We start from the raw sequence: 12,995 nt of genomic DNA, 5'->3' as shown, positions 1-12,995 counted from the left end.
TCACCATCACCGGTCGTGGCACCGTCGCCACCGGTCGTATCGAACGCGGCGTCGTTCACCTGAACGACAAGGTCGAACGCGTGGGTCTCGGCGAAACCGCCGAATACGTCGTTACCGGCGTTGAAATGTTCCGCAAGCTCCTCGACGACGCCCAGGCTGGCGACAACGTCGGTTTGCTCCTCCGCGGCGCAGAAAAGAAGGACATCCGCCGCGGCCAGGTGCTCGCAGCCCCGAAGTCCGTGACCCCGCACGCCGAATTCAAGGCAGAAATCTACGTTCTGACGAAGGACGAAGGTGGCCGTCACACGCCGTTCATGAACGGCTACCGTCCGCAGTTCTACTTCCGCACCACCGACGTGACTGGCACGATCCAGCTGCCGGAAGGTGTCGAAATGGTGACTCCGGGTGACACCGTGACCATCCACGTGAACCTGATCGCCCCGGTGGCAATGGAAAAGCAGCTCCGCTTCGCAATCCGCGAAGGTGGCCGTACCGTTGGCGCTGGCTCCGTAACCGAAATCATCAAGTAATCGGATAATAAAATGCCCAGAGAACTCATCACGCTCGAATGCACCGAATGCAATCAGCGCAACTATGACTGCGACAAGAACAAGCGTCTTCATCCCTCCCGCGTGGAGTACAAGAAGTACTGCCCGTTCTGCCGCAAGCATACTGTTCACAAGGAAACCAAGTAAGGAAGTCCGAATAGGTCGGTAGCTCAATTGGTAGAGTCACGGTCTCCAAAACCGTTGGTTGGGGGTTCGAGTCCCTCCCGACCTGCTCACTTCCTGGAGTCATTATGCGCAAGATCCAGCAATATGTCAAGGAATCCATCGAGGAACTGAAGAAAGTTACTTGGCCTACTTGGGAAGAACTTAAGGGTTCGACTTTGGTAGTGATGCTTTTCAGCGTCATTATGGGTCTGTACATTGCCGGACTCGACGTTGGTTTCTCTTGGATCATTGACAAAATTATGGGAAGAGGTTAATGTATGCTTTGGTATGCCATTCACACCTTTTCCGGTCAAGAAAACAACATTAAGAAACGTATCGAGCAGATGATTGAACGCGAAGGCGTTCAGGAAAAGTTCGGCCGTATCATTGTTCCGACCCGCGAAGTGGTTTCCACCGTTCGCGGTCGTCGTCATGTATCGGTGCAGAACGCAATGCCCACTTACGTTTTCATCGAAATGGTGCTGGACGAGCTCACCCAGCATTTGGTGATGAACATCAATGGCGTCACCCATTTCTTAGGAATGACACCCACCAAGAGGGTGGCTATTCCTTTACAACAGAGCGAGGTCGATCGTCTTCTTGGAGTTGATCCTAGTGGCTCCGCGGAAGGCGAGATCCAAAATCCGTACACAATTGGCGAAAATGTCCGCATCAAGGAAGGTCCTTTCAAGGACTTTGTGGGCGTCGTAGACGAGATTATGGAAGACAAGACCAAGATCAAGGTCATGGTCACGGTCTTCGGTCGTTCTACGCCTGTCGAACTCTCCTACAACCAGGTAGAATCCGACATCGCTTAAGACTACGGTTTTGAAACGGAGATAACACAGTGGCAAAGAAAATCACAGGTTATATTAAGCTCCAGATTCCTGCAGGCGCCGCAAACCCGGCTCCTCCGGTGGGTCCCGCCCTTGGTCAGAAGGGTGTGAACATCATGGAATTCTGCAAGCAGTTCAACGCTAAGACCCAGAACGACAAGGGCATGATTATCCCGGTCGTTATCACGGTCTATGCCGATAAGAGCTTTACCTTCATCACGAAGGTATCGCCGGTTCCGGCCCTCATCAAGAAGGCTGCCGGCATTGAAAGCGGCTCTGGCGAACCCAACCGTAAGAAAGTTGGTAAGCTCACCAAGGCCCAGGTCCAGGATATCGCCCAAAAGAAGATGCCGGATCTAAACACAATCGACCTCGAAGCCGCTATGCGCATGGTCGCGGGTACTGCTCGCTCCATGGGTGTTGAAGTGGTTGACTGAGGCAGGTAATTCACCGTTACGTATCTGACAGGAAACACCATGTTCAGAGGAAAAAAATACAAGAAGATTGCTGAAAGCATCGACCGTAACAAGGCTTACGATCTTGCCGAAGCAGTCCAAATCCTTAAAAAGTCCGAATTGAAGTTCGACCAGACGGTCGAAATCCACTTCAATCTCGGTGTGGACCCAAAACATTCCGACCAAGTGGTTCGTGGCACTGTCGTGCTGCCGCATGGTACCGGTCGTCAGGTCCGCGTCTTGGTTTTCTGCAAGGACAATAACCTTGAAGTTGCAAAGAACGCAGGCGCAGACTACGCTGGTGGTGCTGACTTGGTTCAGAAGATTCAGGAAGGCTGGCTGGACTTTGATTCCGTCGTTGCTACTCCCGACATGATGCCGGTGATTAGTAAGGTCGCTAAGGTCCTCGGTCCTCGCGGTTTGATGCCTTCTCCGAAGGCCGGCACGGTTACGGTTAACGTGGCCCAGACGGTTAAGGAACTCAAGGCTGGTAAGATTCAGTACCGCGTTGACAAGGGCGCCAACGTCCATGCCCCCGTAGGCAAGCTCTCCTTCGGCGTCGACCAGCTGGTTGAAAACACCAAGGCTGTGATCGATTCCGTTGTCAAGAACAAGCCTCAATCTTCTAAGGGCACCTACATTAAGAGCCTTACGTTGTCTGCAACGATGGCTCCGGGCATCAAACTTGATATGGCACTGACGCGATAGGAGACACCATGAAAGCTGTAGTTAAAAAACAACAGACTGTGGACGCGCTCGTCGAGTCCTTCAATGGCGCTACCGCCGTTTATCTGCTCAATTATCAAGGCATGACCGTAGAAAAGGACAATGCCCTTCGCAAGGCACTCGCATCTAAGGGTGTGAAGTACCACGCTGTGAAGAACACTCTTCTCAAGCGCGTGCTCGCTGCTCTTAAGGTCGAAGGTCTCGACGATTTGCTGACCGGCGCAACTTCTGTGATGGTCGGCTTCGAAGAAGATCCGCTTCTGCCTGCTCGCGAAATTGAAGCATTCCACAAAGCAAACCCCGATTTCTTGGTTGCCAAGAGCGTGTACCTTGATGGCAAGGCGATGCCTGGCTCCGAAGTCGTGAACCTCTCCAAGATCCCGGATCGTAAGGGCATGATCGCTCAGATCGTCTCCATCGCTCTCGGACCTGGCTCCACGATCGCCGGTCAAATCAAGACACTCCAGGAAAAGCTGGAAAAAGAATCGGGCTCCGAAGCTGCTCCCGAAGCCGCTGCGGAAGCTTAACAACAAACCACAAACCAAAAAATTTAAACGGAATAATCGGAGAAACACATCATGGCAACTGATATCAAGGCACTGGGCGATCAAATCGTTGGTCTTACCCTTCTCGAAGCCAAGGCTTTGGCTGACTACCTTAAAGAAACCCACGGCATCGAAGCTGCTGCCGGTGGCGCCGTCGTAATGGCCGCCGCTGCTGCCGCTCCTGCTGAAGAAAAGACTGAATTCGACGTGATCCTCGTCGAATGCGGCGCTAAGAAGATGGACGTCCTCAAGGCTGTCCGCGCCATCACCGGTCTGGGCCTCAAGGAAGCTAAGGACCTGGTCGAAAAGGCCAACAGCGTGGTTAAGGAAGCAATGCCGAAGGCCGACGCTGAAAAGCTCAAGAAGGACCTGGAAGATCTCGGAGCAAAGGTCGCTCTGAAGTAATGCTTTCACTTCATTGACTTATTATATGCCAACTGCCTGCACTGTATGTGCGGGCTTTTGGTGTATAATGTTTGTCACTATTTTTTGCTATTTTTAGATAAAAAAGCTCTTCACCGGATGAGGTATTTCAAATGACCACGGAGCGAAAAAGCTATTCCTCCAATAAGTTCCAGCTGGAACTCCCGTACCTGATCGAAGTCCAGAAGGCTTCGTACGAGCAATTCCTCCAGAAGGAAATCTCGCCAGAAAAACGTCTCAAGGTAGGGCTGGAACGCGTGTTCCAGGATATTTTCCCGATCACTGACGTCAAGGGTCTTTATTCCCTTAATTATGAAGGTTATTATTTCGGTATCCCGAAGTACAGCATCCCCGAATGCCGTGAGCGTGGCCTCACGTATTCCATGGAGCTTTACGCCACTCTTTCTCTTCAGATTTTCGAAGAAGATGGCGAAGACCGCAAGCTCAAGGAAGAAGTCAAGAACGACGTCCTTATTTGCGAACTCCCGATCATGACTGAAAACGGTACGTTCATCGTCAATGGCGCTGAACGCGTTGTCGTTTCCCAGTTGCACCGTTCCTACGGTATTAGCTTTGACGAAGAACTCCAGCCCAGCGGCCGCTCCGATTACAAGAGCCGTATTATTCCGCACCGTGGTGCCTGGGTGGAATTCAATACCGAAGGCGACACCCTTTACCTCATCATCGACCGCAAGAAGAAGCTCGCCGCAACGACCATGCTCCGCTGCATCGGTTTCGAAACGACTCAGGAAATCCTGAAGCTGTTCTACAAGAAGAGCGAAGAAGTTTCCGTTAGCGACCTCTCCAAGGAATTTGACGAAAATGGCGTTTGCGTCCTCATCGACCGCATCATTTTCGAAGATGTGATCGACAAGGATTCCGGCGAAGTTATCGTTCACGCGAACGACGTGATCGACGAAAAGAAGCTCGAATGCCTCATTGAAAACAAGGTGGAAACGGTTGTGCTCCTCTCCAAGGACGAAGACAACCTCCTCATCCACTACACCCTCGCTGCCGACAAGTCCAAGTCCCGCGAAGACGCCCTCAAGGCTATCTACTCCGTGACCCACCAGCAGCAGGACGAAGCTCCGGATATGCGCACTGCCGAACTTTACTTCGACAGCCAGTTCATTTCCGACCCGCACAAGTATGATCTCGGCGAAGTTGGCCGTTATCGCTTGAACGCTAAGATTTACAGCAAGCCCGAAATCTTGAAGGTCCTCGAAGAACAGGGCGACGAATTCAAGATTCCGTCCCTCACCACGATGACCATGAGCAAGGCCGACTTCCTTGCCATCATCGAATACATGGTTGGCCTCTACAGCGATACCGAAGGTTACACCCTCGACGATATCGACCACTTGGGCAACCGTCGTACCCGTTCCGTGGGCGAACTCCTTGCTAACCAGATTTCCGTGGGCCTTTCCCGTATGTCTCGCGTCATCCGCGAGAACCTGAACCTCCACGGCGAAGACGAACAGACCACTCCGCGCGACCTCGTGAATACCCGTATGGTCAGCTCCACGGTGCAGTCCTTCTTCGGTTCTTCTCAGCTTTCCCAGTTCATGGACCAGATGAACCCGCTTTCTGAACTTACTCACAAGCGTCGTCTTTCCGCTCTCGGTCCTGGCGGTCTTTCCCGCGAACGCGCAGGCTTCGAAGTCCGTGACGTGCACTACACGCACTACGGCCGTCTCTGCCCGATCGAAACACCGGAAGGCCCGAACATCGGTCTTATCAACTCCCTCGCATCTTTCGCCGTGGTGAACCACTTCGGCTTTATCGAAACCCCGTACCGTATTGTGGGTCTCATTGACTTCAAGGATGCCAAGGGCAACATTGTGAAGATTCCGGAAGCCAAGTGGCACTTCGGTATCTTCAAGGCTTTCGTGCATGACCCGCACCTCTTCCTGGAACTCGAACTTTCCAAGAAGCAGATCGATTCCGTGCGCATGAACCTCGACATCAAGCAGCGCGACCTTTTCGAAGGTTTCGTGAACAAGGTGTTTGCGTTCAAGGATGCCGAAGGCAACGTGACTTACTACCGTAACGGTTTCACCGTCGATGATTTTGGCGGCAAGGCCGACTACGAACAGGTGGGCACTGTGGTCGAACAGATCGTGTCTGACTACATCACCTTCCTCACCGCCGACGAAGAAGACGCTTTCAAGGTGGCTCCGGCTTCTACCGAACTCACCGATGACAACCGCTTCAAGGGCGACATGGACGGCTACGTGATCGTCCGCGACAAGAGCGAATACCCGCACCTCATGCGCCAGGACAGCTTCGCTCTCGACGATACCGAAACCGAACGCATTGACCTCATGGACGTGGCCCCGATGCAGATCGTGTCTGTGGCTGCAGGCCTTATCCCGTTCCTCGAACACGATGACGCTAACCGTGCATTGATGGGTTCCAACATGCAGCGCCAGGCGGTGCCTCTGCTCCGCGCCGAAGCTCCGATCGTGGGTACGGGTCTCGAACGCCGCGCCGCACTCGACTCGGGTACGGTCGTCCGCGCCAAGCACGACGGTAAGGTGACCTTCGTCGATGCACGCAACATCACCGTGCAGCGTGGCAACATGGTCGACGGCAACTTCGTGCCGCTCACCGGTCTCGGCGAAGACTACGAATTCCTCGGCAAGGATCCGATTGACAACTACGTTCTGCGCAAGTTCGAACGTTCCAACCAGGATTCCTGCATCAACCAGAAGCCTATCGTTGACGTGGGCGACTTCGTCAAGGCTGGCGATGTGCTCGCTGACGGTGTGTCTACCGACCACGGCGAACTGGCTCTCGGTAAGAACATCTTGATCGGCTTCCTCCCCTGGAACGGTTACAACTACGAAGACGCCGTTATTATTTCGGAAGAACTCGCCATCAAGGATACCTTTACTTCTATCCATATTGAAGAATACGAATTGGAAGTCCGCGACACCAAGCGCGGTCCGGAAGAACTCACCCGCGAAATCCCGAACGTCGGCGAAGATGCTTTGCGCAACCTCGACGAAAACGGCGTGATCCGCGTGGGTGCCGAAGTTTCCGCTGACGATATCCTCGTCGGTAAGGTGACTCCGAAGGGCGAAACTGAACTCTCTCCGGAAGAACGTTTGCTCCGCGCTATCTTCGGCGAAAAGGCCGGCGACGTGCGCGATTCTTCTCTGAAGGCTCCTCCGGGAATGAAGGGCGTCGTGCTCGAAACCCGTATCTTCAGCAAGAAGGACAAGGCCGACAAGAACAGCAAGGAAAAGGATCAGGAAACGATCAACGAAATCCGTTCCAACTTCCAGGCCCAGATCGACAAGATCAAGGCTTCTTGCTCCGAACACTTGTTCGAACTCTTGGGCGGCAAGGCTGCCGGTAAGGTCATGGACAACGAAACCCATGAACTCCTGATCCGCGAAGGCCAGACTTATACTGAACAGAACCTCTCCGTCATCGATGTGACGAAGGTTTCTCCGGCTTCCACTTTCGTGGTCGGCGACGACGAACTCCAGGAAAAGGTTCTTTCGCTCGTGCTCGTTGCACGCGACAACCTGGATACGCTTACCCGTACCATGGAAAAGGAAATCGACAAGGTCACTAAGGGTGACGAACTCAAGCCGGGCGTGCTCAAGAGCGTGAAGGTCTACATCGCCAAGAAGCGTTGCCTCTCTATCGGTGACAAGATGGCAGGTCGTCACGGTAACAAGGGTGTGGTCTCCAAGATCGTGCCTGTCGAAGACATGCCGTTCACCGAAGATGGTCGTCCGCTCCAGATTCTTCTGAACCCGCTGGGCGTGCCTTCCCGTATGAACATCGGTCAGGTGCTCGAAGTCCACTTGGGCTGGGCTGCCAAGACCCTCGGTTTCAAGGTTTCCACTCCGGTGTTCGACGGTGCCAAGTTCGAAGACATCTGCAAGGAACTCGAAAAGGCTTACCAGAAGAACCCGATCGTGAACTACGAAATGGATCCGGACAACAACAAGATTATCGGTAAGGCAAAGCTCTATGACGGCCGTACCGGTGAAGCTTTCTTGAACCCGGTTACTATCGGTTACATGTACTACCTGAAGCTCGGTCACTTGGTGGACGACAAGATCCACGCCCGTTCTATCGGTAGCTACGCGCTCGTGACGCAGCAGCCTCTTGGCGGTAAGAGCCAGTTCGGTGGCCAGCGCTTCGGTGAAATGGAAGTGTGGGCTATGGAAGCTTACGGTGCCGCTTACACGCTGCAGGAACTCCTCACCGTCAAGTCTGACGACGTGCAGGGCCGTTCCAAGGTGTACGACGCTATCGTGCACGGCCAGAACACTCCGAAGCCGGGTGTTCCTGAATCCTTCAACGTTATGATCCGCGAAGTTCGTTCTTTGGGTCTCAATATTCAGACCAATGGAGATAAGTAATATGGTCGAAGAAATTGAACGCGACAATTCTGGCGATATTTCGATTCACCTCGCCGCTCCGGAAATGATCCGCAGCTGGTCCCATGGTGAAGTGACCAAGCCCGAAACCATCAACTACCGTTCCTTCAAGCCTGAAAAGGATGGTCTTTTCTGCGAAAAGATCTTTGGACCGGTGAAGAACTGGGAATGTAACTGCGGTAAGTTCAAGCGTATCCGTTACAAGGGTGTCGTTTGCGACCGTTGCGGCGTGGAAGTGACTCACTCCAACGTGCGCCGTAAGTACATGGGCCACATTGAACTTGCTATTCCTCTGACTCACACCTGGTTCGTCCGTAACCAGCCGTGCGTCATTGGCGCTCTGTTGAACCTTTCCACCAAGGATCTCGACAACATCATCTATTACGAAAAGTATGTTGTGATCGATCCGGGTGACGCTGACCTCGAACCGAATGCCTTGATCGATGAAGCCCAGTACCAGGACCTCACCAACGAAGGCCGTACGTTCGACGCCAAGATGGGTGCCTCCGCTATCAAGCAGCTGCTTGACCGCGTGGACCTCACCGCCCTTTCTGCAGAACTCCGCACTCAGGCTATGTCCAAGTCCAAGACCAAGCAGGAAGACGCTTTGAAGCGTCTCAAGGTCGTGGATTCCTTCCTCAAGTCTCAGCGCGACAGCTTCCGTAGCTACTACGAAGATCCTGTCAAGGCCATGAAGGCCGACAGCCAGCAGCCCTGGCTCCGTGGCCTCGCCGAAGCCGTTGCCGAATTCAAGGCTAACTACGAAGCCAAGCACGACAACTTTGTGGTTGCCGACGCTTACGAAGAATTCCGCAAGATGTACCCGAGCGAAGCACGCCTTCTCGCTAACCAGCCGTCCTGGATGATTCTCGACGTGCTTCCGGTGATTCCGCCTGATCTTCGTCCGCTCGTACCGCTCGAAGGCGGCCGTTTCGCAACGTCCGACTTGAACGAACTTTATCGCCGCGTCATCAACCGTAACAACCGTTTGAAGAAGTTGATTGACCTCCGTGCGCCGAACGTGATTCTCTGCAACGAAAAGCGTATGTTGCAGGAAGCCGTTGACCAGCTGTTCGACAGCGGCCGTCGCACTGCCCGTACGGGTTCTGCACGTCCGATGAAGAGCCTCGCCGAACTCCTGAAGGGTAAGCAGGGCCGCTTCCGTATGAACTTGCTCGGTAAGCGCGTGGACTACTCCGGTCGTTCCGTGATCGTGGTGGGCCCGGAACTCCGCATGCATCAGTGCGGTCTGCCGAAGCGCATGGCTCTCGAACTTTACAAGCCGTTCATCATCCACCGTTTGGAAGAAGAAGGTATCGTTTATACCCTCAAGTCCGCTAAGAAGTACGTGGACGCCGAACGTCCGGAAGTGTGGGATATCCTCGAAGAAATTATCGAAGACCACCCGGTGATGTTGAACCGTGCCCCGACGCTTCACCGTCTGGGTATCCAGGCGTTCTACCCGCGCTTGATCGAAGGTAACGCAATCCGCCTCCACCCGTTGGTCTGTACTGCATTCAACGCAGACTTCGACGGTGACCAGATGGCATGCCACCTTCCGCTGTCTTTCGAAACGCAGCTCGAATGCCGCGTTCTCATGCTCTCTTCGAACAACATTCTTCACCCGGCTTCCGGTCAGCCGATCGCTGTCCCGGGTCAGGATATCGTGCTTGGTCTGTACTACTTGACCAAGCCGCGTCCGGCTCGTAAGGGTGAAGGCATGCACTTCTTCGATTCTGCCGAAGCCGTGCGCGCTTACGAAAACGGTGTTGTCGATCTGAACGCAATCGTTTACTTGAAGCTTAAGGCTGGTCAGAAGATTTACATGGGCGCCCTCGAAAAGGATGCCGTGTGCCTCCGCGAATCTGCCGACGATAACGGCAATATCGAACAGGCTGTCAAGGCTGGCGAAAAGATCAAGTTCCTTACCCTTAAGGAAGACAATGTTATCAAGACGACCGTCGGTCGTATCATCTTTAACGAATTTGTTCCGAAGGAACTTGGCTACGCCAACGAAACCTTCGGCAAGAAGGTGATTGCGAAGTCCATTGACGACCTGTACCGCCGCACCGGTAACCGCGTGACCGTGGATTACCTGGATGACCTGAAGGCCAACGGTTACAAGTGGGCTACCCGCGCCGGTTCTTCTGTGGCTATCGCCGAAATGGTGATTCCGAAGGAAAAGCAGGAAATGCTCGACAAGGCTGCCGAACAGGTTTCCCGCATCCGTAGCCTCTATGAAGACGGTGTGATTACCGACGGTGAACGTTATAACCAGACCATTGACGTGTGGTCCAAGACGACCTCCGAAGTTGCTGCCAAGCAGTGGGACTTGCTCTCCAGCGACCGTGACGGCTTCAACCCGGTTTACATGATGGCCGACTCCGGCGCTCGTGGTAGCCGTGAACAGATTAAGCAGCTGTCCGGTATGCGTGGTTTGATGCAGAAGCCGATCAAGCAGCTCGGTGGTCAGGAAGTTATTGAAAACCCGATTAAGTCCTGCTTCCGTGAAGGCTTGAACGTGATGGAATACTTCATCTCGTCTCACGGTGCTCGTAAGGGTTTGGCAGATACCGCTCTTAAGACGGCTGACGCTGGTTACTTGACTCGTCGTCTCGTGGACGTGGGCCAGGACCTCGTGATTACCGAAGAAGACTGCGGTACCACGAATGGTATTGAAGTGTCCGCATTCAAGGACGGCGACGATACCGTGATCGCTCTTGAAGAACGTCTCCTCGGTCGTGCTCCGGTGGACGACATCAAGCACCCGGTGACTGGCGAAGTGATCGTCAAGGCCGGCGAACTCGTGACCGAACGCGATCTTCCGAAGATCTCCGCTACGGGTCTTGAACACATCAAGATGCGTTCCGTGCTCACCTGCGATTCCCGCAATGGTGTCTGCTCCAAGTGCTATGGCCGTATGCTTGCTTCCGGTCGTCCGGTTGACCTGGGCGAAGCCGTGGGTGTGCTCGCTGCACAGTCCATCGGTGAACCGGGTACGCAGCTTACCCTCCGTACCTTCCACATCGGTGGTGCTTCTTCTCGTCTTACTGTCGAAAGTGACAAGAAGGCAACCGTCGATGGCCACATCGAACTCGAACAGGTCGAAACTGTTGAACACGAAGGCCAGAAGGTCGTTACCAGCCGCATGGCTGAACTCGTTATCTTTGACAAGACCGGCATCAACAAGGGTCGTTACCAGATTCCGTACGGCTCTATCCTCCATGTCGAAAACGGCGCCACTGTTACAGTTGGCCAGGTAATGTTCGAATGGGATCCGTATAACAGCCCGATTATCAGTAACGTTTCTGGTAAGGTTGTTCTTACGGACATGGTTGAAAACCGCACCTACCGTTCCGAAACTGACGAAGTCACTGGCGTGGAAACCTGGACCGTGATTAGCGACAAGCAGCACGGCAAGAAGGACCTCCACCCGGCAGTTACCATCGTTGATTCTTCTAACACGAAGATTGGTAACTACATGCTTCCGGACGGCGCTATCCTTACCGTTAAGGCTGGCGAAATGGTGAGCGTCGGTCAGACTGTTGCAAAACTTCCGCGCGCTGCCGGTAAGACCCGCGATATTACGGGTGGTCTTCCGCGCGTGGCCGAACTCTTCGAAGCTCGCGTTCCGAAGAACAAGGCGTTCATCGCTCCGATCGACGGTCTGGTCGAAAAGATCGAAGAAGTCCGCAACAACCAGGTAGTTTATATTAAGATGGATGACCAGGAAGAGAAAGTGCTGGTTCCCCGCGGCGTCCATCTGGCGGTCAACGAAGGTGACCGTGTCCACATTGGTCAGAAGATCAGTGAAGGCAGCGTGGATCCCCACGATATCCTCGACGTCCTTGGTCCTGAAGAGGTCCAGCGTCACTTGGTGAACGAAATCCAGGCGGTGTACCGCCTGCAGGGTGTGGCTATCGCAGATAAGCACATCGAATGTATCGTCCGCCAGATGATGCGTAAGGTGAAGGTCAAGGATTCCGGAGACTCCGAACTGCTTCCGGGCGAAGAAATTTCCAAGGCCCGTCTCCGCGCAGAGAACGACCGCTTGGTCGCACTCGGCAAGACTCCGGCGACCTTCACGCCGATGCTCCTTGGTATCACGAAGGCATCCTTGGCGACAGACAGCTTCATTTCTGCCTGCTCGTTCCAGGAGACCACCAAGATCCTTACCCGCGCTTCCATCGAAGGTAGCGTCGACCCGCTCCTGGGTCTTAAGGAAAACGTGATTATGGGTCGTCTTATTCCGTGCGGTACTGGCGCACGCCACCTGAGGAACGTCCAGGTGGTGGATGCCGATGCCGAACTGGATGCCGCGGCTCGGCCTATGGGTATCCAGGGCGATTACACCGAATCCGACGATAGCGCCATCCAGATGCTGGATAACGAAATCGGTATCAATGACGAGGAAGATTCGGATAATTAACCCGAGATACTTGAAAAAAATTGGAAAAGAAACTATATTTGCACTCCAAAATCTAGGAGATTAACAGTGCCAACTATTCAACAGCTCGTCCGCAACGGACGTGAACAGATCAGCAACAAGACCGCTTCCGTGGCCTTGAAGTCCTGCCCCCAGAAGCGCGGTGTTTGCACCCGCGTGTACACCAGCACCCCGAAGAAGCCGAACTCCGCTCTTCGTAAGATCGCCCGTGTGCGTCTTTCCAACAAGATGGAAGTGACCGCATACATCCCGGGTGAAGGCCACAACCTCCAGGAACACTCCATCGTGCTTATCCGCGGTGGTCGTGTGAAGGACGTCCCCGGTGTTCGTTACCACATCATCCGTGGTACTTTGGATACCCAGGCTGTGAACGGTCGCCAGAACGGCCGCTCCAAGTATGGTGTTAAGAAGAAAGGTGCCGCTCCGGCCAAGAAGTAAGGAAGGTAG

Annotated in this window: 11 protein-coding genes and 1 tRNA gene; all 12 read left to right on the top strand. The window is 53.9% G+C overall.

Annotated features, from left to right (window positions below; genetic code table 11):
• The coding region (locus B7988_RS13645; protein WP_249269009.1) for an EF-Tu/IF-2/RF-3 family GTPase at positions 1 to 530 on the top strand (530 nt) is incomplete at its 5' end.
• 12 nt (positions 531 to 542) lie between these two features.
• The gene (rpmG, locus tag B7988_RS13640) at positions 543 to 695 is read left to right on the top strand and encodes a 50S ribosomal protein L33 (protein ID WP_072801172.1); all 153 of its coding nucleotides are present in this window, start codon (positions 543 to 545) and stop codon (positions 693 to 695) included.
• Between the two features lie 12 nt (positions 696 to 707).
• Positions 708 to 780, top strand: a tRNA-Trp gene (locus B7988_RS13635).
• A 19-nt stretch (positions 781 to 799) separates the two neighbouring features.
• Positions 800 to 988, top strand: coding sequence for a preprotein translocase subunit SecE (secE, locus tag B7988_RS13630; protein ID WP_072980610.1), 189 nt, complete (start codon positions 800 to 802; stop codon positions 986 to 988).
• Between the two features lie 3 nt (positions 989 to 991).
• Positions 992 to 1,531, top strand: coding sequence for a transcription termination/antitermination protein NusG (gene nusG / locus B7988_RS13625; protein WP_073322889.1), 540 nt, complete (start codon positions 992 to 994; stop codon positions 1,529 to 1,531).
• A gap of 29 nt (positions 1,532 to 1,560) precedes the next feature.
• On the top strand, positions 1,561 to 1,986 hold the full coding sequence (gene rplK, locus B7988_RS13620) for a 50S ribosomal protein L11 (protein ID WP_072801175.1): 426 nt from the start codon (positions 1,561 to 1,563) through the stop codon (positions 1,984 to 1,986).
• A gap of 39 nt (positions 1,987 to 2,025) precedes the next feature.
• Positions 2,026 to 2,712: a 50S ribosomal protein L1 gene (rplA, locus tag B7988_RS13615; protein ID WP_072980606.1), complete on the top strand. Its 687-nt coding sequence runs from the start codon at positions 2,026 to 2,028 to the stop codon at positions 2,710 to 2,712.
• A gap of 8 nt (positions 2,713 to 2,720) precedes the next feature.
• Entirely contained in the window at positions 2,721 to 3,257 is a 537-nt protein-coding gene (rplJ, locus tag B7988_RS13610) for a 50S ribosomal protein L10 (RefSeq protein WP_072980604.1), read from the top strand.
• Positions 3,258 to 3,308: 51 nt separating this feature from the next.
• Complete coding sequence (gene rplL, locus B7988_RS13605; RefSeq protein WP_072980602.1) at positions 3,309 to 3,680, top strand: 50S ribosomal protein L7/L12; 372 nt, start codon at positions 3,309 to 3,311, stop codon at positions 3,678 to 3,680.
• A 131-nt stretch (positions 3,681 to 3,811) separates the two neighbouring features.
• Complete coding sequence (gene rpoB / locus B7988_RS13600) at positions 3,812 to 8,083, top strand: DNA-directed RNA polymerase subunit beta (protein WP_073322893.1); 4,272 nt, start codon at positions 3,812 to 3,814, stop codon at positions 8,081 to 8,083.
• A 1-nt stretch (position 8,084) separates the two neighbouring features.
• Positions 8,085 to 12,530, top strand: a complete 4,446-nt coding sequence (rpoC, locus tag B7988_RS13595; RefSeq protein WP_088658338.1) for a DNA-directed RNA polymerase subunit beta' — start codon at positions 8,085 to 8,087, stop codon at positions 12,528 to 12,530.
• Between the two features lie 66 nt (positions 12,531 to 12,596).
• On the top strand, positions 12,597 to 12,986 hold the full coding sequence (gene rpsL / locus B7988_RS13590; protein WP_072980597.1) for a 30S ribosomal protein S12: 390 nt from the start codon (positions 12,597 to 12,599) through the stop codon (positions 12,984 to 12,986).
• Positions 12,987 to 12,995: the final 9 nt, after the last annotated feature.

Origin of the sequence: Fibrobacter sp. UWB1, from assembly GCF_002210325.1 — a bacterium.
In the GTDB taxonomy this organism is placed as follows: Bacteria; Fibrobacterota; Fibrobacteria; order Fibrobacterales; family Fibrobacteraceae; genus Fibrobacter.
This window is presented reverse-complemented; position numbering and strand designations above follow the sequence as displayed.

What these genes read in the sequence shown, in the direction of transcription:
- secE (WP_072980610.1), top strand. Translation starts at nt 800, where the DNA reads ATGCGCAAGATCCAGCAATATGTCAAGGAATCCATCGAGGAACTGAAG.
- rplA (WP_072980606.1), top strand. Translation starts at nt 2,026, where the DNA reads ATGTTCAGAGGAAAAAAATACAAGAAGATTGCTGAAAGCATCGACCGT.
- rpoB (WP_073322893.1), top strand. Translation starts at nt 3,812, where the DNA reads ATGACCACGGAGCGAAAAAGCTATTCCTCCAATAAGTTCCAGCTGGAA.
- rplJ (WP_072980604.1), top strand. Translation starts at nt 2,721, where the DNA reads ATGAAAGCTGTAGTTAAAAAACAACAGACTGTGGACGCGCTCGTCGAG.
- rpoC (WP_088658338.1), top strand. Translation starts at nt 8,085, where the DNA reads ATGGTCGAAGAAATTGAACGCGACAATTCTGGCGATATTTCGATTCAC.
- nusG (WP_073322889.1), top strand. Translation starts at nt 992, where the DNA reads ATGCTTTGGTATGCCATTCACACCTTTTCCGGTCAAGAAAACAACATT.
- rpmG (WP_072801172.1), top strand. Translation starts at nt 543, where the DNA reads ATGCCCAGAGAACTCATCACGCTCGAATGCACCGAATGCAATCAGCGC.
- rplL (WP_072980602.1), top strand. Translation starts at nt 3,309, where the DNA reads ATGGCAACTGATATCAAGGCACTGGGCGATCAAATCGTTGGTCTTACC.